Source organism: [Clostridium] aerotolerans DSM 5434, from assembly GCF_000687555.1.
In the GTDB taxonomy this organism is placed as follows: domain Bacteria; phylum Bacillota; class Clostridia; order Lachnospirales; family Lachnospiraceae; genus Lacrimispora; species Lacrimispora aerotolerans.
In genome coordinates, this window is record NZ_JHWJ01000013.1 from 91324 (window position 1) to 115088 (window position 23765).

Consider the following 23765-nt stretch of genomic DNA (forward strand, 5'->3'; position numbering starts at 1 on the left):
TTCGAGGGTGGATTTCTATCTTCTAAATGGCCAACCCCTTGTAGGGGCGGTTGTTCCTTTTGTAATTCTAATATAGCATATCTGGCGTTAGTATTCAATAGTAGACGAACTACAAACTAAAGTTCTCCCTTTAATAACATACATATTTTACAATTAAAAGAACGTTAGAAATAGAGCTTACAAAATACCATTGTGGGTAATTCAGGACGTGCACTTGATTTTTCCCTCCTATTATGCTATAGTATGACCCGTAATAAGGCCGTGAAGCTCTTGACTTTATAAGAGATTTCACAAAAACAGACCGGTGTGTTCGAGACCTTCCACACCTAAAACAAAACTAAAGGAGAACAGAATATGAATTACAAATCTTCAGGGAAAACTTATTTCTTGGTTTTTTCAGCAGCCATTGCAGCCATCTATACCGTGCTGACCATGGTTTTTGCACCCATCAGCTTCGGTCCCATTCAGTTTCGGATTTCAGAGATTCTCTGCATCCTCCCCTTTTTTACCCCGGCGGCGATTCCAGGTTTATTCATCGGGTGTCTGCTGTCAAACTTTTTATGCGGTGCGGCTTTGCTTGATGTGATTTTTGGAAGTCTTGCTACACTGATTGGAGCCATTGGCTCTTATATGCTCCGTAAAAATCAGTGGCTGGTATGTATTCCCCCAATCGTAGCCAATACTATCATCATTCCTTGGGTTCTACGCTTTGCCTACGGGTCCCAGGATTTTATCTGGTATGCCATGTTGACGGTTGGAATGGGAGAAATTCTTGCCATTGGAGTTCTTGGGAATCTTTTTTTAGGCGTATTGACCCGCTACAAGCACATAATCTTTGGACGTTTTATAACAGAATAAAGTGAAATCCATATAAAAACTTCCGCTCCATGGATATGGCCGGAAGTTTTTTGCGTTCTCATTCTACAAATAATTGCAAAAAGTTACATTTTGTAATAAAATATTTTTGAACAACTAAAAATGTAACTGGTATGTAACCGCAGCTGTATATAATAAATATAATCTATAAGGACGACGGTGATTAAAATGGCAATTGGTAGAATGAGCGTGGTTAGCGAGGCAGACCGATATCTGACAATAGCAGTGGATTCCTACGATGACTGGGAAATTAAGGGAGCAATCTTTCAGAGAGAAGACTCTCATGGAGTCCTGTTTCGCAGTTTTTCAGAGATGATCAAAAATATGGACCATTTATTTGATTCTGTGGGAGCACCAAAGCAGACCTTTCAGATACGAAGCCTCCCCGGTTCCGACCCTGGGGATTCTAAGATGGAGAGAATCAAAAGGAGTGACAGAAAGGGAGCCTTAACAACCATTCGCATTTATCTGCGATTCCGATACCATGCCTGTTGGCAGGGAACCATGATCTGGGACGATGGAAACAGAACTGCGTCCTTTGACAGCGTGCTTCAATTTATTATGGTTACCGATGCTGTGCTTAAAAAAGGCGATGGAGTAGGGGAAGAAGAGATTAATAGTCTTTTAAGCCAGGCTGCCTTTGAACGCTGGTCACTGCCCCTTGGGGGAAATTACATGGACATCAGCATAACAGAAGGTCATGATCCGGTGACTGGCATCCACTATGGAAGACTGATTTCCAAAGAAGCCTCAGAGGAGTTAATTAAAACAGGGCAGAAGGCTTCATTTTCCGTGAAGGTCATGTTTCGGGAGCACTGTACCTGGCAGGGGATGATCTACTGGCGGGAAGGAAAATCACAGCAGACCTTCCGAAGCTTTAAAGAAATGATTTATATGATATCGTTTGTGGTTAAGACGACTCTGGAAGACGGGGAGCCTCTGGCAGCAGGCAGGTCCTGATAATATGTGTCATAAATAGCACTTTACAGGTCATAGAATCTGTAAGGTGCATTTTTTCATATCATAGAAATGGCGTCCTGGATTCTAATGTAGATTTTCTCTGTGCTTTCTTATATAATAGAGAAGAAAGAGTTGACTTTCCAGAAGAAAAGCAGTAAAAGTAAGTGAACATAGTACGATATACCGAATACAAAATTAAGGATGGAAAAAACATGTATCAGATTGATTTTAATAAACCGGAAGCAATACATTTTATTGGTATCGGCGGCATCAGCATGAGCGGGCTTGCAGAGATACTCATGGATGAAGGCTTTACAGTCTCCGGCTCCGATGCCCATGAGTCAGATCTTACCCGTCACTTAGAGGCAAAAGGAGCAACAGTCGCTTACGGTCAGAGAGCAGAAAACATCACAGATGAGATTGATGTGGTAGTATATACAGCAGCCGTTCACCCGGATAACCCTGAGTTTATGAGAGCAAGTGAAAAAGGAATTCCCATTTTGACCAGAGCAGAGCTTCTGGGACAGATGATGAAAAATTATGAGAATGCCATCGCTGTTTCCGGCACCCATGGTAAGACCACTACAACTTCCATGATTACAGAGGTTCTCCTGTGTGCGGATACAGATCCCACTATTTCAGTTGGAGGAATTTTAAATTCCATCAGCGGAAATATCCGTGTAGGCGGCCCGGATTTATTTGTAACAGAAGCATGTGAGTATACCAATAGCTTCTTATCCTTTTACCCTACCACAGCAGTCATATTAAATATAGAAGCAGACCATCTTGACTTTTTTAAGGATTTAAAAGATATACGCCATTCCTTCCGCCTCTTTGCAGAGAAGCTGCCGGAGAAGGGCTTATTAGTGATAAACAAAGATATTGATCATATGGAGGACATCATAGAGGGACTTCCCTGTAAGGTAATCACCTTTGGAAAGAACGAAGAGAGCAGATATCAGGCCAAGAATATCCGGTTTGATGAACTGGCAAGAGCTACCTATGAGCTTTACGTGGATGGGAAAGAGGTTGATACGGTAACGCTTGGAGTTTCCGGAGAGCATAATGTGTATAACTCTCTCTCCGCCGCCGCCGTCTGCTCTGAACTTGGTATTTCCATGGAAATGATCAAAAAAGGACTAAAGCGTTTTACAGGAACGAACCGCCGTTTTGAAAAGAAGGGGGAGATATCCGGTGTGACCATCATTGATGATTATGCCCACCATCCCCAGGAAATAAGAGCGACTCTGGAAACAGCAAAGCATTATCCACATAAGAAACTCTGGGTTGTATTCCAGCCCCATACTTATACACGTACCAGGGCGTTTTTAGACGAATTTGCAGAATCCTTATCCTTAGCGGATGAGGTAATCCTGGCAGACATTTATGCGGCCAGAGAAACCGACAATTTGGGCATCAGCTCCAAAGATATTGCGGATAGAATCGAGAAAATGGGAGTAAAAGTGCACTACATCCCGTCTTTTGAAGAAATAGAAACATTTATTTTAGAAAATTGTATACACGGTGATTTGTTGATAACTATGGGAGCCGGAGACATTGTAAAAGTGGGAGAAAACCTGTTAGGAGTATAGTTATCCACATTATCCACATAGTTTTCAACATTTTATGTTAAGAAACTATGTGGATTTTTTGATTTACATAATTTAAAGTCTTACAATTTACAAAATCTCGGTTTTATCAGCAAATCGACAGGATTGGAAATGAAAATCCAAATTATGTATACCAGATTTCCACATTATCCACAGTTTCCACAATTCATTTTGTGGATAACTGCCCCTATTTTCTTTTCTAAGGACCTGTGGTATGATAAGAGCATGATAAAAAGGTGAGGTTATGTCAGTGAATGTAAAGAGCAGTTTAAGGATCAGCGCTACGGTGATATCCAACGATTTCATAGATGAATATATGGCCATGGCCAATGGAGAATACATCAAAGAATATTTGTTTCTCATGCGTCATCAGGGGGAAGAAGTGACCATATCCATGATCGCGGATGCATTGAACCACACGGAAGCAGACGTGGCACGGGCACTGGCATACTGGAAAAAGGCAGGAGTACTTGCGGAGGAGATTCCCGTTAAGGCAGAACCACCAAAGACAGAGCCATCTAAGGCTGTCTCTGAGACTGCCTGCTCTGGAGCTGTTCCTGAAGTTCAGACAAAGCCCCAGGCAGCTGCAAAAAGAACCCCCTATTCCCCTGAGAAGATAAGCGGGCTTGCAGGAGATGAGGATTTTTCCCAGCTTCTTTACATTGCACAAAAGTACATGAACAAGGTATTTACCCAGAGAGAATGCGAGGTATTTGCTTATCTTTATGATGGTCTTCATATGCCATCTGAGCTTCTTGAATACGTGGTGGAATACTGCGTCCAGGGAGGGCACTCAAGCATTCGATACATAGAGACCGTTGCCATCAGCTGGCATGAAAAGGGAATCAGAACTGTTGATGAGGCAAAGAACAGTGCGGTCTCATTTTCCAAGGATTCCTATGCAGTTATGAGGGCATTTGGATTAAATGACAGAAACCCGGGATCTTTGGAGCGGGAGTTTATGGACCGCTGGTTTACTGCCTATGGCTTTACCAGAGAGATCGTGATAGAAGCCTGCAACCGAACCTTATCCGCCACCCATTCCCCCAGCTTCCCCTATGCCGATAAGATCTTAGAGGGCTGGAAAAAGGCTGGAGTCCGTACCATGGAAGAAATCAAACGGCTGGACGAGCAGTATGCAGAACGGGTGAAAAGCGGAGATATAAAGAACGGAAAGAAGCAGACAGCACAAGGGACAACAACAAAGCCAAGGACCGGACAGAATCAGTTTCAGAACTTTCCTCAAAGAGAGATTGATTACGATGCACTGATTCTGGAGCAGCTGACAAAGCAGCAGTAGTTATTTACATAGGGCAGCAAAAGAATGGAGGTAATTATGGCGCTGAGCAATTCACAGTATGACGCCATCATGAGGGCATACGGGCAGCAGCAGTTTAAGAACCGTCATGAGCAGGAAGAACGGATTGCAAACGTTTATGAGAGAATACCCGTAATCAGGGAGCTTGACCAGTCCATCAGCACGAGAGCGGTGGCCTGTGCCAGGAGACTTCTGGAAGGGGATAAAGATGCCTTAAAGGAGCTTCGCAGCGAGATAGCAGATTTAAGAGAGCAAAAGACCGTGCTGTTACGATCAGCAGGGTTTTCCGCTGATTATATGGAGATGCAGTACCGCTGTAAAGACTGTAAGGATACCGGATATGCCGAAGGCGTAAAATGCCACTGCTTCCGCCAGTCTGAGATGAGGTATCTTTATGCTCAGTCAAACATTGAACAGATCGTGGCAATCGAGAACTTTCAAACCTTTTCCACGGATTATTTTGATGATACCAGAGTCATTCCCCAATTAAACCGGACGGTAAGGCAGTATATGGCCCAGGTAGCAGAGACCTGCAAAAGCTTTGTCCATACGTTCTCCAAAGAACGGGGAAACCTATTATTTACAGGTCCAACAGGTGTGGGAAAAACCTTTCTTACCAACTGTATCGCAAAGGAGCTGATCGATCAGTATTATTCGGTCATCTATTTGTCTGCCAATGATCTGTTTGAGGTATTTTCCAAAAACCGGTTTGACTATGACGATGAAGACGACATGAGAGGTATGTACCAGTATATTTTAGACTGTGATCTTTTAATCATCGATGACCTGGGGACAGAGCTTAACAACAGCTTTACTTCATCAGAGCTGTTTTACTGCATCAATGAACGGCTCAATTCCTCTAAGTCCACCATTATATCCACCAATCACCCCATCAATGAATTAAGGGACCGGTATACAGAACGAGTTACATCAAGGCTGATCAGCCGTTATACGGTCATTCCTTTATATGGGGATGATATTAGAATCAAAAAGAAGGCTGGAGTGGTGAATCGAGGCAATGGCTGAGATTTAAAGTAAATCATAGAAATCAAAGGTATAGTTTTTATAACATAAGAAGGATGTGTCTTGAAAAAGCTTAATGAGCTGGATCAAGGCACATTTTTTATGTTATAAGAACTGCGTGTAATTACATTAGTAAACCCTGCCGCACGAGATCCACATGATACGCTTAGTAGATATGAAGCTAACGAGACACCATTTCAGAGATAGAATCTGGCAGACTAGCTTCTTCCTTAACAGGAAAAAATAGACAAAAAAGTTATTCGTTTTTAGTTATTCTATCAATAGACTTGTATTGACATGCTAGTATACTAATATATGTAATATATTAGTCGCATAGATGGAGGGAATAAATTTTTTTCCGTGCAGGCTAATTACTAATTATAACTTGTAGAAGGAGGAAGTGTATGAGTCTTTATGTTGTTGTAGCGGGCATTTTGCTGCTGGTATCGTTTGCGGGGCTTATTGGTTACTGTATGAAGGGGGGGAACCTGCTGGTTGGATTTGTTTTTATGGCACTAATCTGGTGCCTGATCGGGCGGGTGCCATATCAGACTGTAATAGATACAGTATTTCAGTCTTCCGTGGAAAGCTACGGTCCAACCATAGCTATTATTGTTTTTGGAAGCTGGTTCGGCAGAGTGATTGTAGATACTGGAATCGCTGGATTTATCATTAAAAAGACAGTGGAGATGGCTGGTGACAAGCCCCTTGTAACAACCATTTTGGTATCCCTTGTTTGTACTCTTATTTTCACCAGTGCGTTTGGTGTAGGTTCGGTTATGGCAATTGGTATGATAGTACTCCCTATCCTGTTTTCTCTTGGGGTTGAGAAACGGGTGGCAGTAGGAGCCTATATGATGTCTGTGGCAGGGGGAATGTATTTAAATCTTGGGTATGTAAATCAGCTGCTTGCCCTTTTTCCCAATATGTCTTACGACAATACATATTTAAAATTTGCAGTAACTGCTACGATTGTTCATGTAGTTGCCATGCTCATATTTATTGTGTTTCATTTTAGAAAAGGTGGTCAGGGAAAGGTTCGTGCCTGGGCGGTGTCGACTTCAGCTTCTGCCCAGCCAATTCCAGCTGTTGCAGTAATTGTTCCGTTTCTGCCTATTTTAATGGTAGCAATATTTAAGTGGAAACCAGTTCCTGCTTTTCTTCTTGGAATCTTCTTTGGGCTTCTTCTCACAAGGAATATGACCAACTATAAGCAGGCCATTGAAAAGGTACAAAAGACTCTATACGATGGAATTGCTGATGTGGGTCTTTTGATTGGTATGTTGTATGGAGTTAATATTTTCAGTACCGCGGCAAAACAGGTAGCTCCCATTCTCAGTGAGCTTTTAGGTGGTGTCATTCCGCAGTCCGCTATTATAATTTTAATCGTATTTATAATTTGTGCGCCTCTTGGACTTTTTAGAGGGCCTCTTATGGTGTTTGGCTCTGGTGCGGCTACACTCGCTATTTTGCAGGCTACGGGATTTTTTCCGGAACCCTTCTTATTTATCTTGTTTTTGGTGCCGCCCGTTGCAATTGTTGCAAATTCCTGCCCAACACAGTCCTGGAGTATGTGGGGAATCAGTTATGCCAAGCTGGAACCGAAAACCTATATTCGTACCAACTTTCCTTGGTCCTGGTTGATCTTTGCAGCAAATCTGTTGGTGGGGTATATGATTATAGCAAGATAATTTTATATTTGAAATATAGCAATTAGATTAGGAGGACGAATGAGCAGACGATCAATTCGTATAGGAATCGATGTGGGCGGTACTCATACTAAGGCAGTTGCCATTGATAATAATACAAACCAGATAGTAGGTAAAGGTATCGTTATGACCACTCACTTCCATGAAAGCGGAGTTGCAAAAGGTGTCGTGGAAGCGTTTGAAAAATGTCTGATGGAAAATGATATAAAGCCGGACGAAGTGATTTTTATTGCACATAGTACAACACAGGCGACGAATGCACTTTTAGAGGGTGATGTTGCTAAAGTGGGCGTCATTGGAATTGGAAAAGGCTTCTTAGAAAGCATGATGGCAAAAAAGCAGACCCATATCGAAAATATTGATTTGGGGACAGGGAAATATATAGAGATAAGCAATGAATTTATGCGAAGTAAAGATATGACCCAGGAAGCTATAAAAGATAAAATTGAATCTCTCATAAAGGATGGAGCCAGAGTAATTGTTGCCAGCAAGGCCTTTGGTGTAGATGACCTGACAGAAGAGAAGGAGGTGGCAAAAGAAGCTGAGAGCCAGGGGAAGCCTTGTACACTTGCTTCTGATATTACAAAGCTGTACGGTCTGACAACACGAACCAGAACCGCTGCTTTAAATGCCAGCATCCTGCCCAAAATGCTTGAGACAGCCACCAGCACGGAATCGAGTGTAAGAAGCACTGGTGTGACAGTACCTCTTATGATTATGAGAGGAGATGGGGGCGTCATGGAAATTGAAGAAATGAAAAAGCGTCCCATCTTAACCATGCTTTCCGGGCCGGCTGCCAGCGTGATTGGTGCTCTTATGTATTTAAGGGCTTCCAATGGCATTTACTTTGAGGTGGGTGGTACCTCCACGAATATTGGTGTCATTAAAAATGGTCGTCCTTCGGTAGATTATTCCATTATTGGAGGACATAGGACTTATGTAAACTCTCTGGATGTACGGGTCTTAGGCGTAGCGGGAGGCAGCATGGTCCGTGCAAGTAAAGGAAAGATTGTTGATGTGGGACCGAGAAGTGCTCATATTGCCAATATGGGATATGCAGCATTCACTCCGCCGGAGCTGTTTGATGGAGCAAAGTTATATTATATGCAGCCTCGCAGTAACGATCCTAAGGACTATGTTGCCATTCGATTGAATAACGGGGAAAGCGTTACTATTACAAATACATGCGCGGCAAATGTTCTTGGCATCTTGAAGGAGGGTGACTATGCTCAGGGAAATTATGAATCCAGTTTGAAAGCGATGAAGCTTTTGGCAGAGGAAGTGAACATGACGGTAGAGGAAGCCGCCAGGGCCATACTAACAAAGGCATGTGAAAAGATTCAGCCCGTTATTGAAGAGCTCATTGCAAAATATAAACTGGAGCGGGATCAAGTGGTACTGGTAGGAGCTGGAGGCGGTGCAGGTACACTCCTTACGTTTACGGCTCAAAGTATGGGATTTAAATACCAGATTCCAGAGCACGCGGATGTGATTTCCTCCATTGGAGTTGCGCTTGCTATGGTTCGGGAAATGGTTGAAAGAACCATACCAAATCCCACAGCCAGGGACATTGCGGAATTAAAAAAGGAAGCAAAAGAGCTTGCTATGAGCAGTGGTGCAGTGGAAGACACCATTGAAGTCTATCTTGAGATTGACGAACAGGCTCAAAAGGTCACCGCAATTGCAATGGGCTCCACTGAGGTAAAAACAACGGACCTGATGAAAAACTGCAAAGAAGATGAGGCTGTGGAAATAGGCGCTCAATCCGTAGGAGTAGAAAAGAGCAGTGTGACCATGCAGGCAGTTACCAGCGGCTTCTTTATTATGACCATTATAAATCATGATGATCAGGCACTTCGGGTGATTGATAAAAAAGGCTTCATTAAAGTGCAGAGAAAAAACGGAAATATAATGAAAACAACAGTAAAATCAGCTCCAGAGGCCCTAAAAGGGATCTGGGATCAAACAAGCAGCTTTGCAGGAGAGGTACGGATCAATCCAGATGTTTATGTGGTGGCAGGAAGCAAAATGCTTGATTATTCCGGAGTGCCTGAGCTTGTTCAGGTGGCAGGCCTCATAGAAGCAGAGCTTTCTGACCGGGATCCCGATGAAGAATGCATTCTGGTGGTAGCTAAAAATGACCTGTAGTGACATAAAAGAGCAGTTGTTTGAAGATATAAATCGGCCGGATAAGTTCTGGAGGGAATATACCTTTTATAAAGATGCAAAAGCTTCCGCTCTTTCGCAGGAAAGCAAAGAGGAATTAATAGAAAAAAGCATTCAAACTGCTTTAGATATTTATAAGAAATATGTGAAAGATTACGCTGGCTGTTCCCTTGAGGAATGGCTGGCGCAGCTTTCCTTACAGGTGGAGCACCGATATTTCTATGAGCAATATGAGATTCAAAAGTATATTGCCCTTTATGTCCCTTCTGAGAGAACCATTGTACTTCAGCATAAAGCTCTTAATAAGGTTCATGAATTTATAATGCAAAATGATCTATGTAGTATGTTTTCTATGGAAGAGATAAGATGCATTGCTATATATCATGAAATATTTCATCATATTGAGACCATAACACCTGGAATATTTACCGCTTCTAACATGATAAAAAAGCGGTTTTTTTTGACGTTTTCCTATCATACATGCTGCAGTGCAGCCAGTGAGGTGGCGGCAGTGGAATTTTCCAGGCTTATGAGCCAGTCTGGCTGCCATCCTTGTGTATACGAACGATTGTTTAATATGGCTTTAAGTGCCGATGTTCTTAATTAATTTGACGTTCCTCTGCAAATGTGGTATATTAATATATTAATATAAATACAAAAAATGATAGAAAAGGGGGACAACTGTTGCTGAATAAACCCGAAAAAAAAACCACTGCAGATAATATATATAGTGAACTTGGCAATAGCATTATTGAAATGCGGATTCGGCCGGGAGTCATTCTTACAATCAATGATCTTGCACAGGAAATGAATGTAAGCCGATCGCCAGTACGTGATGCCTTGATTCGTTTGGAAAGAGAAGGGCTAATAAAAACTCTTCCCCAAAAAGGCATTATGATTTCAAAAATCAATCTGGAAAAGGCACAAAAAGAACAATATATAAGGTACAGCGTTGAGATAAATGTTCTAAAAGAGTTTGTTGAGAATTTTACGAGGAAACATATCTCGGATTTAAACAGTATAATTGATCAGCAGGAAAAAGCGATTAAGGAAAAAGACATCAGGGCTTTTTTGTCACTGGATGATGAATTTCATAAATACTTTTTTGCTGCAACGGATAAGCAGTATTGTGCGGAGCTTATATGGGGAGATGCGGGCAATTATCAACGCCTTCGACAACTCATCTGTGTTGATACCACTCATGAGCAGAGCGTGCTGTCCGAACATCGGCAGATACTTGGGGCAATCATAAAGAGGGATAAGGAATCCCTGATTCAGATTGCAAGCCAGCATCTGCTTGATATTGACGATAATGCCATCAAACTCGGGGAGCAGTATCCGGAATTATTTGAAGCTCTGCCTAAAAAGGGTAAGCTGAGGCTATTTGGTGACGATTTCCTTGGAGGCCTGGTAAAAGGCTAGACAAAAAACATAAGTGAATTAAGATATTGACAGCTTCTCCATTGAATGGCGGAAGCTGTTTTATTTCCATAATAGTAATTTTATGGAAATAAATAGAATAAAATAAGCTTGTTCTTTGAGAAAATATATGGAATCCTTTTGATTGTCTTGACTAAAGCGGCACATAATGTTATAAAAGAACCGTTGCATTGTATTTAGATACGTTGGAGGAGAAAAAAATGCTTTACGAAGAGAAAATTATAGAGACCATTCCGGTTGGTCCTCTTGGCCTGATTCCGTTAAAGAGCTGTACGGATTTAGGCAACAAGGTAAATGATTACCTGGTGGGCTGGAGAAAGGAACGTGAGAGCGAGCACAAATCTACCATTGCTTTTTCTGGATATCAGAGAGATACCTATCTGATCGGAGCCAGTACTCCCAGATTTGGTACAGGAGAAGCGAAAGGAACACTCCAGGAATCCGTTCGTGGAGATGACCTTTATTTCATGGTTGACGTCTGCAATTACAGCCTTACTTATTCCTTATGCGGTATGACCAATCACATGTCCCCGGATGACCATTTCCAGGACTTAAAGCGTGTCATTGCTGCATCCGCAGGAAAAGCCCGCAGAATTAATGTAATTATGCCGTTCTTATATGAAAGCAGACAGCATAAAAGATCCAGCAGAGAATCCTTAGACTGCGCCCTGGCTCTTCAGGAGCTTGTAAATATGGGAGTGGAGAATATCATAACCTTTGATGCCCATGACCCAAGAGTCCAGAATGCCATTCCATTAAAGGGCTTTGAAACGGTTCAGCCTATTTATCAGTTCATTAAGCATCTGCTTAAGAACGAGAAGGAGCTGGAAATCGACAGCGATCACATGATGGTCATCAGCCCGGATGAAGGCGGTATGGGACGTGCTGTTTACTTTGCCAACGTATTAGGTCTTGATATGGGTATGTTCTACAAACGCCGTGATTATACTCAGATCGTCAACGGACGTAACCCCATTGTTGCCCATGAATTCCTGGGAAGCAGTGTAGAGGGCAAGGATGTAATCATTGTTGATGATATGATTTCCTCTGGTGAAAGCATGCTTGACGTAGCAAAAGAATTAAAAAGAAGAAAAGCAAGAAAGGTATTCGTTTGTGCGACCTTTGGCCTCTTCACCAATGGACTTGCGAAGTTTGATGAATATCATGAAAATGGCTTTATTGACCGGATTCTTACCACCAATCTGGTATACCAGACACCGGATCTTCTTTCCAGACCGTATTACATTGATGTAGACATGAGCAAATACATTGCCCTGATCATAGATAATTTAAACCATGATGCATCCTTAAGTGATCTTTTAAATCCAACAACCAGAATTAACCGTGTGGTGGAGCGCTACCGCGCAGGCGATCGGTAAATGGGGGACAGATGGATAAATTATCGGTTCAGAAGCGGATCTTAATTGGTCTTACACTCTTCTCCATGTTTTTCGGGGCGGGAAATCTTATATTTCCGCCCTTTTTAGGTTCCCTGGCTGGAACCAGTACCTGGACGGCTATGATCGGCTTTGCAATCACTGCCATCGGCTTTCCCGTGCTGGGAGTGGTTGCCGTAGCAAAAGCAGGGGGATTTTTTTACCTGGCGGAACGGGTTCACCCCAGGTTTGCATTTGTTTTCACCTTGTTAAATTACTTATCCATCGGACCCTGCCTTGCCATTCCAAGAACAGCCAGTACTTCTTTTGAGATGGCTGTGGTTCCGTTTTTAGGAAGCGGCAATCTGCAGGTCGCACAGATCTTTTATTCTGCCGCATTCTTTGTAATTGCCTTTGTGGTAGCTCTTAATCCCGATAAGCTGACGGAACGTCTTGGAAAGGTTCTCACTCCAGTACTTCTGGTGCTCATCGTAGTGATTTTTGCAGGCAGTCTCATAAAGCCGCCGGGGCTTTATGGAACACCTATAAAGGAATATGCGTCAGGACCCTTGGTCAAGGGCTTTTTAGATGGCTATCTCACCATGGATACCATTGCAGCTCTTAATTTCGGAATCGTCATTTCTCTTAATATTAAGGGAATGGGAGTGAAAAAGGATTCTGTTGTGGTGGGAGAGACCATCAACGCAGGCTTCGTGGCAGGAGGAATTCTTCTTCTTGTTTACGGCGCCCTGGCTCATGTAGGGGCTGTGACAGGCGGTGCCTTTGGTCCGGATGAAAACGGTGCCCAGACCCTGAATCAGGCAGTCAGTTTCTTATATGGAAGAACTGGTCTTGTGATGCTGGCAGTGGTATTTTTTATTGCCTGCTTAAATACCTGTATTGGTCTAATCAGCTGTTGCAGCAAATATTTCTGTACCATAGTTCCGGGAATCGGCTACCGGACCTGGGCCGTTATATTTGCACTGTCAAGCTTCGTGATTTCCAATGTAGGTCTCACTAAGATTTTGCAGATATCAGTTCCCGTATTAAGCGCGATCTATCCGGTAGCCATTGTGCTGATCTTACTCTCCTTCGGATTCCGGGATGGAAAACGGTGGCGGTCAGTTTACGTTTGCGCCATCAGCTTGACCGGTGTCATAAGCGTAATGTTGTCATTAGAACAGGCTGGAGTGACCGTACTGCATCAGATAATGTCCAAGCTGCCTCTTTATTCCACTGGGCTTGGCTGGATCGTTCCTGCCCTTGTTGGTGTGGTGATTGGGGTTGTTTTAGCTGTGCTTAATAAAAGAGAGAGCAGTAAAGCCTGAATCAAAAAAATATTGGTCAAATAAGTCCGGAATATAAAAAATCAAACTAGGGGCTGGTACAAAATTAGCGTAAGTTAATTTTGTACCAGCCCCTTTTGTAAAAAAGAACAGGAGCATTGCTCCTGATATGAAATCATAAATATCTCATATCAACTTGCAACACTCCCGTTTTATTAATATAGTATCTATCTTCTTATAAAGTACTTCTCTTCATACTATCGTATCTTTTTATATCTCAATCAGATGATAAGGAATCAAGTTAGCCGTCAGCATCTGAGCCTCTCTTTGATGACAGGTAAATATAATAATCTGGTCAGAATACGCAGTCACCAGCCACTTTAGGGCGGTCCGAAGTCTGTCATCATCATAAAGTACAAAGCTGTCGTCAAAGATCATTGGCATACGCTCCGTACCTTCCTGAATCAGAGTGGCTGCAGCAAGTCGAAGGGCTAAATAAACCTGGTCCATAGTTCCGCTGCTGACCTGCTCCAGTGGCACCAGCTTTGTTTTGGTATTAAGAAATACATTTAGATTCTCATCCACGCTCATGCTGGTATAGATACCACCCGTAATGCCCTTAATGAGATCAGAGGCAGCTCGGTTCAAATAAAGCCCGAAGGAATCCCGGATGGTGGAAGATAAGCCGGTCATGGTCTCAAGGGCTAAATCAATGGCAGAGACCTCTTCCCGTATCCGATCATTTTCCTCTATAATATGCTTCAGCCCCTCTGCCTGAGTTTTACAGCTTGATAAGTGCTCAAGCTTCCTCTCCAGCTCCCATTGGCTTTTTTGCTGCTTCTCAATGGTTTCCCCGCAGGTTTCCTGCTTCTTTTGAAGCTCTTCTATCTCAGCCTGCTTCTGGGTAATGGCGGCCTCAGATTTGATGACAGCAGATGACAAACGGGTAAACTCCGCCATTCTGGACTGGAATGCCCGCATAGCTTCCGTTGAAATATCTGTACTCCCTAGATGTCTGGATAGAATTTCCTGCAAAATCTTGGCGCTCATTTCCATGTCCTTCTGACTTTGCTTCAGCTTTAAAAAGAGAATCAGCCCGACGAGGTAAAAGATAATGGCAGTACCCATGAACACGCTCATAAGAAGCAGGAGATCAAGACCGTAATTAGCAGTTAAGTAATTGGACTCACCCAGGTAATAAAGGCCTCCCACTCCGCATAATAGTGCCGTTGCAAGGATAAGGGAAAGGACAGAAAATACCTTTCTGGGCTTTTTGCCTGACGCTTCCTTGGCTCTCATATATTCATCGAAGTTTTCCTGAGCTTTTAAAGAATATGCATTTATGGAGTCCTGATCTGTAAATTGGTTGCTGCTTAAGACCTGTTTTCCTCTTGCTACCTTTTTAATCAGCTCTTCCTTTTCCTTCTGGAGCTCTTCCAGGGAAGTCTTAACATCTTCCCTCAGCCTTTGAAATTGGTTGATCTGGTTTTCAAACTCCGGAGAGGATATCTCCCGTTCCGTATTGCGAATCTCGCTGAGTAAAGAGGTATAGGTCCGGGCAGCCTCAGGCACCATCTGGGATTCCAGCTCTTTTTTCTGGGACTTTAAAAATGAAGCAGCCTTTGTAATGTTTAAGGCAAGGCTTCCTGTATTGTTTAAATTGGCGATATAATTTTTAAGCTCAGAAACCATTCCTTCATCCGTCGCACTCTTTAACTGGCTGATGCTCACGGTATTAATATAGGTAGTTTCACTCAGTCCGCATAAAAGGTCATCTAAGAAAGCTTTGGTAGGCTCGATTTCCCGGCCTGCGGTTTCATCTACAATCTTAAATTCCTTTTTATTCTTCTGAAAGGTCCTTTCAATCCGGTAAATGTGCTCCTTATGCTCTAACCGGATCTGCCCTTCATAAGTGCCGCTGTTTTCCCATGGCTCGAACTTGGTGTAGAGATCATTTTTAGATGCTCTTCCCCTCTGTCGCTCAATGCCGAAAAGCATGCCCCGGATAAAGGTATGTATGGTGGATTTTCCTGCTTCGTTCTTTCCGTAGACGATGTTAAGCCCATTCTGGAAGGTCAGATTCCTGCCGTGGAATTTTCCAAAGCCATTGATATATATGTCCAGTATTTTCATGGGATCAGCTCCTTTCGTCCGTGGTGCGAAGCAGTGCATTGATGCCGTAATAGAGGGCTTTCTTTTCCATGGGGCTCATCTCAGGCTTTTGAAGGGCCTGAATATAAAATCCGATCATATCACTGGAATGCTCGGCAAAGAGAGCGGAAAAGTCATATTGGGGTTCGGATTCGTCTATGATCTCCATGATCTTAAACCGGGTGGAGAGCATATCTAAGTCAAAGGAAATATCAGGATCCCTCATACCACGTATGCGGAAACGGAAGATATTCTCAGTGCCCCGGTTTTGAATCTCCTGGGTGATCTTCATCGCAAGCTCTGTATTGGTGGTGGCTGTGGTCACATTGACCGCCAGGGAAACATACTGAAGCTTGGCTATTGGGATGAACTTTAAATAGGAAACCATACGTGTCACTTCGTTGATTTCCCCCATAATCATGCCGTGAGGCCCGGACTCAGTCTTATCAAGAGGCTCTAGGGAACCGGAAAATGCCATACGGTTCTCAATGAGGATCTCAGGTCTGTGAATGTGGCCCATGGCAATGTAGGAGAAGTCCAGGTTTGACATGGCTCCCTTATCAAATGGGATGTGGTTGGCATCACCGCCATGGCCTAAAAGCACATGAATTCTGCCGTTGTTTGGTACTTTTAAATGATCCAGACGGTTTTCCGGAATCTCAGCCGAGTAATAGCTGAACCCGTAGACCTCTGTATTGATCTCCTTGAAATAAACGCTTTCCAGCTCTTCCCCCATGAAATAAGTTACATTAGGTGCCCAGGTAAAGCTTAAGATAGCTGAATTTTTGCGGATTCGGTCATGATTTCCTGCGATAATGACCACATGCACGGAGGGGATGGTGGAAAAGAGGTAGTTGACCTCCTTTAAATCCCTGGCAAGTGGCTGCCGGTGGAATAAGTCTCCGGAAATGAAAAGGCAATCGGCTTCCAGGACCTTTGCCTGATGGACTGCCTTTGCAAAGGTGTCCTTAATATCCTGGCACCGTTCCTTGCTCCAGGGCTTGTCGCTGTCAGGACTCATGCCCCAGTGAACATCTGCAATATGTATAAATTTCATTCTCGTTACCTCGCTGGTCCTATGTGAAAAGATACCACAAATTCCCTGCCGGACGGGTAGGGAATTTGTGGTACAGGCTTAAAGTTCGCAGTTGTTAACGGTTCTTGGGAATGGAACTACGTCACGGATATTGGCCATTCCGGTCAGATACATCACACAGCGCTCAAAGCCTAAACCAAAGCCTGCATGGCGTGTGGAGCCGTATTTTCTTAAGTCAAGGTAGAAGTCATAATCTTCCTTGTTAAGTTCCAGCTCGTCCATACGAGCCACCAGTTTGTCGTAGTTATCCTCTCTCTGGCTGCCGCCGATGATCTCGCCGATGCCAGGAACGAGGCAGTCTACGGCTGCCACGGTCTTATTATCCTCATTAAGCTTCATGTAGAATGCCTTGATTTCCTTTGGATAATCCGTAACAAATACTGGCTTTTTGTAAAGCTGCTCTGTTAAATAGCGCTCATGCTCGGTCTGTAGATCGCAGCCCCAGAACACTTTATAATCGAACTCATCATTATGCTGGGTAAGGAGTTCTACCGCTTCTGTATAAGTAACACGGGCGAATTCAGAATTTAACACGTGGTTCAACCGGTTTAAAAGGTCCTTGTCCACGAACTGGTTAAAAAAGTTCATCTCTTCCGGAGCGTGTTCAAGTACATAACGAATCACGTATTTTAACATGGACTCAGCAAGAGCCATGTTGTCATTTAAATCTGCAAATGCCATCTCCGGCTCAATCATCCAGAATTCAGCGGCATGGCGGGTGGTGTTGGAATTTTCCGCGCGGAAGGTAGGGCCAAAGGTATAGATGTTACGGAATGCCATGGCATAGGTCTCACCATTTAACTGACCGCTTACGGTTAAGTTGGTAGGCTTACCAAAGAAATCCTGAGTGAAATCAATGGTCCCTTCCTCTGTCTTAGGAATGTTATTTAAATCCATAGTGGTAACCTGGAACATCTCGCCCGCGCCTTCGCAGTCACTTCCTGTAATCAGGGGAGTATGAACGTAAACGAAATCTCTCTCCTGGAAAAACTGGTGAATGGCATAAGCAATTAAGGAACGAACCCGGAATACGGCCTGGAAGGTGTTGGTCCTTGGACGTAAATGGGAGATGGTTCTTAAATACTCAAAGCTGTGGCGTTTCTTCTGAAGAGGATAATCCGGGGAAGAGGTGCCTTCTACGGTAACCTCTGTAGCCTGTATCTCAAAGGGCTGCTTGGCATCGGGGGTAGGAACTAATGTTCCGGTTACGATAACGGCAGCGCCGACGTTTAACTTGCTGATTTCTGAAAAATTCTCCATGGTATCGTGATAAACCACCTGAAGGGTTTCAAAATAAGATCCGTCGTTTAATACGATGAATCCAAAGGATTTGGAATCCCGCAGACTTCTTACCCAGCCTCCGACCGTAACCTGGGAATTAAGAAATGTTTCCTGCTTTTTATATATCTCTCTTACCGTGATTAAATCCATAATAGATTCTCCTTTTACATGTTCGCATACTTATTAAGATTATACTGTATTTTAAGATTCTATTCAAGGGGGGCGTGGGGTAAAAACAACAGATACGCCTAAAAACGTAAAAAATTTGTAAAAAGCACGAAAAATGTCGGAAAATGCACAAAAAACTATAAGATAAAATGAAATATTTGTTCACTATTAAAGCGAAGTATGGTATAATGTAGTCACAATAATTACAGCAAGAGGTGATAACGTGATTAAAAAAGAGATGATAGCCATGCTTTTGGCAGGCGGACAAGGCAGCCGCTTAGGTGTGCTTACGCAAAAAGTGGCCAAACCAGCAGTGTCCTTTGGCGGTAAATACCGAATCATTGATTTCCCGCTTAGCAACTGCATCAATTCAGGAGTTGATACGGTAGGAGTTCTTACCCAGTATCAGCCATTGCGCCTGAATACTCATATCGGCATCGGCATTCCCTGGGATCTCGACAGGAATGTGGGCGGAGTCACTATTTTACCTCCTTATGAACGGAGCAAGGGAAGTGACTGGTATACCGGTACAGCAAATGCCATATATCAGAACCTGGAATATATGGAGACCTACAATCCCGATTACGTCCTCATTTTATCTGGAGACCACATCTATAAGATGGATTATGAGGTCATGCTGGAATATCACAAAGCGAATAATGCAGATATCACCATTGCTGCGATGCCGGTGCCTATTGAAGAGGCAAGCCGGTTTGGGATACTGATTACAGATGAAAGTAACCGGATTACGGAATTTGAGGAAAAGCCTGCGAGTCCAAGAAGTAATCTGGCTTCCATGGGAATATACATATTTAGCTGGAAAGCATTAAAGGAAGCACTGATTCGTATGTCTGACGTACCTGGGTGTGATTTTGGAAAACATATCATACCCCATTGTTTTGAAGAGGGAAAGCGGGTCTTTGCCTACGAATACAACGGATATTGGAAGGATGTAGGTACCTTGGGCTCTTATTGGGAGGCCAATATGGAGTTGATTGATATCATTCCTGAATTTAATCTTTATGAAGAGTACTGGAAGATTTATACAAAAAGCGACATTATTCCGCCTCAGTACGTCTCCGAGGAAGCTGTTATAGACAGAAGCATTGTGGGAGAAGGAACCGAAATTTACGGAGAGGTAAGAAATTCCGTCATCGGTGCCGGCGTCATCATTAAAAAGGGCGCGGTCATAAAGGATTCTATCATTATGAGAGAGTGCGTGATCGGGGAAGACGCTAAGATCACAAAGGCTATTATTGCTGAGAATGTGACAGTGGGAACCGGTGTAAAAATTGGTACCGGAGACTATGAAAAGAGCAAGTATGATCCAAAGGTCTATCAGTTCGATCTGGTAACGATAGGAGAGAATTCTATCATCCCGGATCAGGTGACCATAGGCAAGAATACAGCAATCGTGGGTATCACCGTCCCTGAAGATTATAAAGACGGAGAACTGGCCAGCGGAGATTATATCATAAAGGCAGGTGGCATGCGATGAGAGCAATCGGAATTGTATTAGCAGGCGGGAACAGTAAACGGATGCGGGAACTGTCCAACAGAAGGGCCATTGCAGCCATGCCTATTGCAGGGAATTACAGGAGCATTGATTTTGCTCTCAGCAATATGACCAATTCCCACATTCAGAATGTAGCAGTATTAACTCAGTATAATTCCAGATCCCTGCATCTTCATTTGAGTTCATCCAAATGGTGGGATTTCGGAAGAAAGCAGGGCGGATTATTCGTATTTACTCCAACCATTACCGCAGATAGCAGTGACTGGTACAGGGGTACTGCGGATGCGCTGTTTCAAAACCTTACATTTTTAAAGAACAGTCATGAACCTTACGTAGTCATAGCCGCAGGAGACGGCATCTACAAACTGGATTACGGCAAGGTACTTGAATATCATATAGAGAAGAAATCAGATATTACCGTAGTATGCACAGAGCTGCCTGCGGGAGAAGATATCACACGTTTCGGCCTGGTAAAGACCAATCAGGATGGCAGGATTACAGATTTTGAAGAGAAGCCTATGGTGGCTTCCTCTAATACGGTTTCCTGCGGCATTTATGTCATCCGCAGGCGTCAGCTTATTGAACTGATTGAGCAGTGCGCCATGGAGGACCGCTATGATTTTGTGAGTGACATTCTGGTACGATATCGGAATTTGAAAAGAATATATGCTTATAAGATGAACGATTACTGGAGAAATATCGCATCCGTGGAATCCTACTACAAGACCAATATGGATTTCTTAAAACCGGAAGTAAGAAATTATTTCTTCCGTCAGTATCCGGATGTTTACTCAAAGATCGATGATCTGCCGCCTGCAAAATACAACCCAGGTGCATCTGTAAAAAACAGCCTGGTGTCCAGCGGTAGCATTGTCAACGGCGTTGTCGAGAATTCAGTCCTTTATAAAAAGGCCTATGTCGGCAACAACTGCGTCATTAAAAACTCCATTATTTTAAATGACGTCTATATAGGCGACAATACGGTGATTGAAAACTGTATCGTAGAAAGCCGGGATACCATCCGTGCCAATACCACCTATATAGGAACAACGGACAATGTAAAGATTGTCTTGGAGAAAAACGAACGATACACATTATAGTAAATGTGACGGGAAGGGGAAGAACATGCAGATTACAGATGTAAGAGTACGACGTATTGAAAAAGAGGGAAAGATGAAGGCCATAGTATCAATCACATTGGATAACGAATTTGTTATTCATGACATCAAAGTTATTGAAGGAGAAAAAGGACTATTTATAGCAATGCCCAGCCGTAAGGCGGCAGATGGTGAATATCGGGATATCGCTCATCCGATTAATTCCGGCACCAGAGACACCATTCAAAAGGTGATTTTGGATAAATATGAGACCACTGCTATGGATGTACCTGAGGCAGTATTTGCTTAATCAAATAAAAGGATCCGCAGGCAGGCTTTTCGTACTGTCTGCGTTTTTTTTGCCCGGAAATCAAACGATTATTTACACTTTAGTGTTTTAAGGTTATAATAGGAATCAAATTTTTAGAAAGGCTGTGGAACGTATGACAATAAAAATAGGAATCGTAGGATATGGAAATCTTGGTAAGGGAGTGGAATGTGCCATTAAGCATAATCCTGATATGGAGCTAAAAGCTGTATTTACCAGAAGAGCACCGGAATCATTAAAGCTTCTGACCGAAGGTGTTAAGGTATTTTCTTATGATGAGATCATGTCAAAAAAGGATTCCATCGATGTTTTAATTTTATGCGGCGGAAGTGCAACCGATCTTCCGGTGCAGACTCCAGAGCTTGCAAAGTATTTTAATGTGGTTGACAGCTTTGACACACACGCCAAGATTCCGGACCACTTTAAGGCAGTGGATGAAGCTGCTTTAGAGGGTGGTAAGGTAGGAATTATCTCTGTTGGCTGGGATCCGGGTATGTTTTCCCTGAACCGTTTGTATGCAGGAGCCGTACTTCCGGGAGGACATGATTATACGTTCTGGGGAAGAGGCGTGAGCCAGGGCCATTCCGATGCCATTCGCAGAATCGATGGTGTAAAGGATGCCAGACAGTATACCATTCCAGTGGAGGAAGCGTTACAAAATGTTCGGGAAGGGAAAAATCCGGAGCTGACGGTAAGAGAAAAGCATACAAGAGAATGCTTTGTAGTGGCAGAGGACGGAGCTGATTTAGACCGGATCCGGGAAGAAATCGTGACCATGCCAAACTATTTTTCTGACTACGACACCACCGTTCATTTTATCAGCGAAGAAGAGCTTTTAAAGGATCATAAGGGAATTCCTCATGGCGGATTTGTAATCAGAACCGGAACCACTGGCTGGGAAGATGAGAACAGCCATGTCATTGAATATAGCTTAAAGCTGGATTCCAACCCAGAATTTACTTCTTCTGTACTGGCCACCTATGCACGTGCCGCTTACCACTTAAACCAGGAAGGACAGAAGGGCTGCAAAACAGTATTTGATATTGCACCTGCGTATTTAAGTTCTTTCAGCGGGGAAGAATTAAGAAAACACCTGTTATAAGAAAGCAGCAGGAGGGATAATTATGGCAGTGTCAAAGGAAATGGTCCTGTACTATCAGCCGGAACAGGAAAAGCAGGGTGGAAATGATACGAAAGCAGCGAAGCTGAAAGGAGTGCTCATACGCATGGGCATTCGAATCCGCAATATTTCCAGTGAGCAGATGAACCAGACGGTAGGGTATCTTGCTGGAATCGAAGGGTTTGAAGAGACTGCTTTTGATGCGTGTCCTCCGGTAAATGATGAGATTTTAGTAATGAAAAACTTCTCAAACCGCAGGGTGGACGAGTTCTTGATGAATTTAAGACGGGCAGGCGTACCTAAAATCCAGCTAAAAGCGGTGATTACAGATACCAATTGCAAATGGAGATTTTACGATCTGTATGAGGAACTGAAGCAGGAAAACGAAGCAATGTCTAAGGATCCTCAATCATAATAAAAGGCCGGACCATCCTTTCATAGGATGGCCCGGTTTTTTGATTCTTTATTTTATTGATATTCAAATACGTTGGCCCACCGTTGCAAAAGCTCTGCTTCTTCCGGACGTTTCTTTGAAAGCTGGGCGGTTGCTACAATTGGGAGCCAGGACTGGACGTACTTTTTAGCAGTTCCTGTTTTTCTGCAAAAGGCATCTATGTACATATCAGCTCTTTTCTGATCCTGGAGACAGAAGAGGAGATAAGTCCTTGCCACATCTGCACTGGCGTTTCCTTGGGTGGCGTGTACCCAGTCCAGTACATACATGGTCCGGTCGTCTTTCACGATGATATTGCTTGGATTGAAATCACCGTGGCACAGCTTGGTATGCTTTGGCATTCCATCAAGCCGTGTATGCATATCATATCGGATAGAATCAGTCAGTTCATCAATATCTCCGATCTGTCTTGCCATCTTATCCTTTAATTTATTGAGAAGAGGACACTGCTTTGACATGATATTCAGGTGGAGATCCACCATCAGATCCATATATTCCGGCAGCTTTTCCGGATTCTCATCCATGAGCTGCTTTAATGTCTTCCCTTCAATAAATTCATACGTAATGGACCACTTGCCTTCAAAAACACTGACTTCCAGCACTTTAGGAACATGGATTCCACCGGTTTCCTCAACTCTGGCGGTAATCAATGCTTCACTTAGTACCTCTGCCTTAGGGAAATCTGCATTAAAGACCTTGATCGCCTTATCCCCATCCCGGTAGACCTTCTTTGTTGCGGTCGTAGCAATTAGTTCTGCTCCCATAAAATACCTCTCCTTCCATCTTTGCA

General features: G+C 43.3%; 20 protein-coding genes. 16 read left to right on the top strand and 4 right to left on the bottom strand.

Annotated elements, in window-relative coordinates:
* Positions 1-354: 354 nt before the first annotated feature.
* From T546_RS0116720 to brnQ, 11 genes are all read left to right on the top strand, one after another.
* Entirely contained in the window at positions 355-858 is a 504-nt protein-coding gene (locus tag T546_RS0116720; protein ID WP_026892608.1) for a QueT transporter family protein, read from the top strand.
* A gap of 186 nt (positions 859-1044) precedes the next feature.
* On the top strand, positions 1045-1836 hold the full coding sequence (locus T546_RS0116725; RefSeq protein WP_026892609.1) for a hypothetical protein: 792 nt from the start codon (positions 1045-1047) through the stop codon (positions 1834-1836).
* 212 nt (positions 1837-2048) lie between these two features.
* A complete protein-coding gene (gene murC / locus T546_RS0116730) occupies positions 2049-3428 on the top strand; it encodes a UDP-N-acetylmuramate--L-alanine ligase (protein ID WP_026892610.1) in 1380 nt (459 codons plus the stop codon).
* 262 nt (positions 3429-3690) lie between these two features.
* Positions 3691-4746 carry a DnaD domain protein gene (locus T546_RS0116735; RefSeq protein ID WP_026892611.1) on the top strand — a complete coding sequence of 352 codons (1056 nt, stop codon included), beginning with the start codon at positions 3691-3693 and terminating at the stop codon, positions 4744-4746.
* 36 nt (positions 4747-4782) lie between these two features.
* Complete coding sequence (locus tag T546_RS0116740) at positions 4783-5790, top strand: ATP-binding protein (protein ID WP_026892612.1); 1008 nt, start codon at positions 4783-4785, stop codon at positions 5788-5790.
* 401 nt (positions 5791-6191) lie between these two features.
* Positions 6192-7478: a citrate transporter gene (locus tag T546_RS0116745; RefSeq protein WP_026892613.1), complete on the top strand. Its 1287-nt coding sequence runs from the start codon at positions 6192-6194 to the stop codon at positions 7476-7478.
* Positions 7479-7517: 39 nt separating this feature from the next.
* A complete protein-coding gene (locus T546_RS0116750) occupies positions 7518-9644 on the top strand; it encodes a hydantoinase/oxoprolinase family protein (protein ID WP_026892614.1) in 2127 nt (708 codons plus the stop codon).
* Complete coding sequence (locus T546_RS0116755) at positions 9634-10269, top strand: hypothetical protein (protein ID WP_026892615.1); 636 nt, start codon at positions 9634-9636, stop codon at positions 10267-10269. Before T546_RS0116750 ends, T546_RS0116755 begins: the two co-directional genes overlap by 11 nt.
* A 77-nt stretch (positions 10270-10346) precedes the next feature.
* Positions 10347-11084, top strand: coding sequence for a GntR family transcriptional regulator (locus T546_RS0116760; protein ID WP_026892616.1), 738 nt, complete (start codon positions 10347-10349; stop codon positions 11082-11084).
* Positions 11085-11302: 218 nt separating this feature from the next.
* On the top strand, positions 11303-12481 hold the full coding sequence (locus T546_RS0116765; protein WP_026892617.1) for a ribose-phosphate pyrophosphokinase: 1179 nt from the start codon (positions 11303-11305) through the stop codon (positions 12479-12481).
* Positions 12482-12492: 11 nt separating this feature from the next.
* Positions 12493-13806, top strand: a complete 1314-nt coding sequence (gene brnQ / locus T546_RS0116770) for a branched-chain amino acid transport system II carrier protein (RefSeq protein WP_026892618.1) — start codon at positions 12493-12495, stop codon at positions 13804-13806.
* A gap of 228 nt (positions 13807-14034) precedes the next feature.
* On the opposite strand, the gene T546_RS0116775 is transcribed toward brnQ, so the two are convergent.
* From T546_RS0116775 to asnS, 3 genes are all read right to left on the bottom strand, one after another.
* The gene (locus T546_RS0116775) at positions 14035-15897 is read right to left on the bottom strand and encodes an ATP-binding protein (RefSeq protein ID WP_026892619.1); all 1863 of its coding nucleotides are present in this window, start codon (positions 15895-15897) and stop codon (positions 14035-14037) included.
* Between the two features lie 4 nt (positions 15898-15901).
* Positions 15902-16972 (bottom strand): metallophosphoesterase family protein, encoded by a 1071-nt coding sequence (locus tag T546_RS0116780; RefSeq protein WP_024837987.1) that lies wholly within the window; start codon positions 16970-16972, stop codon positions 15902-15904.
* Between the two features lie 78 nt (positions 16973-17050).
* Positions 17051-18442, bottom strand: coding sequence for an asparagine--tRNA ligase (gene asnS / locus T546_RS0116785; RefSeq protein ID WP_026892620.1), 1392 nt, complete (start codon positions 18440-18442; stop codon positions 17051-17053).
* Positions 18443-18683: 241 nt separating this feature from the next.
* On the opposite strand from asnS, the gene T546_RS0116790 reads away from it, so the two are divergent.
* The 5 genes from T546_RS0116790 (at position 18684) to T546_RS0116810 (ending at position 22936) form a co-directional block, all read left to right on the top strand.
* A complete protein-coding gene (locus T546_RS0116790) occupies positions 18684-19958 on the top strand; it encodes a glucose-1-phosphate adenylyltransferase (RefSeq protein ID WP_026892621.1) in 1275 nt (424 codons plus the stop codon).
* Positions 19955-21076 (top strand): glucose-1-phosphate adenylyltransferase subunit GlgD, encoded by a 1122-nt coding sequence (gene glgD / locus T546_RS0116795; RefSeq protein ID WP_024837990.1) that lies wholly within the window; start codon positions 19955-19957, stop codon positions 21074-21076. Before T546_RS0116790 ends, glgD begins: the two co-directional genes overlap by 4 nt.
* 25 nt (positions 21077-21101) lie before the next feature.
* Positions 21102-21383 carry a septation regulator SpoVG gene (spoVG, locus tag T546_RS0116800; protein WP_024837991.1) on the top strand — a complete coding sequence of 94 codons (282 nt, stop codon included), beginning with the start codon at positions 21102-21104 and terminating at the stop codon, positions 21381-21383.
* Between the two features lie 133 nt (positions 21384-21516).
* Positions 21517-22503 (top strand): diaminopimelate dehydrogenase, encoded by a 987-nt coding sequence (locus tag T546_RS0116805; protein WP_026892622.1) that lies wholly within the window; start codon positions 21517-21519, stop codon positions 22501-22503.
* 22 nt (positions 22504-22525) lie between these two features.
* On the top strand, positions 22526-22936 hold the full coding sequence (locus tag T546_RS0116810; RefSeq protein WP_026892623.1) for a DUF3783 domain-containing protein: 411 nt from the start codon (positions 22526-22528) through the stop codon (positions 22934-22936).
* Positions 22937-22989: 53 nt separating this feature from the next.
* Here the strand turns inward: T546_RS0116810 and T546_RS0116815 are convergent, their stop codons facing one another.
* Positions 22990-23739 (bottom strand): phosphotransferase family protein, encoded by a 750-nt coding sequence (locus tag T546_RS0116815; RefSeq protein ID WP_026892624.1) that lies wholly within the window; start codon positions 23737-23739, stop codon positions 22990-22992.
* Between the last annotated feature and the right edge of the window lie 26 nt (positions 23740-23765).

Excerpts from the sequence above, each read along its gene's own strand:
- T546_RS0116720 (WP_026892608.1), top strand. The coding sequence starts at position 355 with ATGAATTACAAATCTTCAGGGAAAACTTATTTCTTGGTTTTTTCAGCA.
- T546_RS0116725 (WP_026892609.1), top strand. The coding sequence starts at position 1,045 with ATGGCAATTGGTAGAATGAGCGTGGTTAGCGAGGCAGACCGATATCTG.
- murC (WP_026892610.1), top strand. The coding sequence starts at position 2,049 with ATGTATCAGATTGATTTTAATAAACCGGAAGCAATACATTTTATTGGT.
- T546_RS0116735 (WP_026892611.1), top strand. The coding sequence starts at position 3,691 with ATGTCAGTGAATGTAAAGAGCAGTTTAAGGATCAGCGCTACGGTGATA.
- T546_RS0116740 (WP_026892612.1), top strand. The coding sequence starts at position 4,783 with ATGGCGCTGAGCAATTCACAGTATGACGCCATCATGAGGGCATACGGG.
- T546_RS0116745 (WP_026892613.1), top strand. The coding sequence starts at position 6,192 with ATGAGTCTTTATGTTGTTGTAGCGGGCATTTTGCTGCTGGTATCGTTT.
- T546_RS0116750 (WP_026892614.1), top strand. The coding sequence starts at position 7,518 with ATGAGCAGACGATCAATTCGTATAGGAATCGATGTGGGCGGTACTCAT.
- T546_RS0116755 (WP_026892615.1), top strand. The coding sequence starts at position 9,634 with ATGACCTGTAGTGACATAAAAGAGCAGTTGTTTGAAGATATAAATCGG.
- T546_RS0116765 (WP_026892617.1), top strand. The coding sequence starts at position 11,303 with ATGCTTTACGAAGAGAAAATTATAGAGACCATTCCGGTTGGTCCTCTT.
- brnQ (WP_026892618.1), top strand. The coding sequence starts at position 12,493 with ATGGATAAATTATCGGTTCAGAAGCGGATCTTAATTGGTCTTACACTC.
- T546_RS0116775 (WP_026892619.1), bottom strand. The coding sequence starts at position 15,897 with ATGAAAATACTGGACATATATATCAATGGCTTTGGAAAATTCCACGGC.
- T546_RS0116780 (WP_024837987.1), bottom strand. The coding sequence starts at position 16,972 with ATGAAATTTATACATATTGCAGATGTTCACTGGGGCATGAGTCCTGAC.
- asnS (WP_026892620.1), bottom strand. The coding sequence starts at position 18,442 with ATGGATTTAATCACGGTAAGAGAGATATATAAAAAGCAGGAAACATTT.
- glgD (WP_024837990.1), top strand. The coding sequence starts at position 19,955 with ATGAGAGCAATCGGAATTGTATTAGCAGGCGGGAACAGTAAACGGATG.
- spoVG (WP_024837991.1), top strand. The coding sequence starts at position 21,102 with ATGCAGATTACAGATGTAAGAGTACGACGTATTGAAAAAGAGGGAAAG.
- T546_RS0116805 (WP_026892622.1), top strand. The coding sequence starts at position 21,517 with ATGACAATAAAAATAGGAATCGTAGGATATGGAAATCTTGGTAAGGGA.
- T546_RS0116810 (WP_026892623.1), top strand. The coding sequence starts at position 22,526 with ATGGCAGTGTCAAAGGAAATGGTCCTGTACTATCAGCCGGAACAGGAA.
- T546_RS0116815 (WP_026892624.1), bottom strand. The coding sequence starts at position 23,739 with ATGGGAGCAGAACTAATTGCTACGACCGCAACAAAGAAGGTCTACCGG.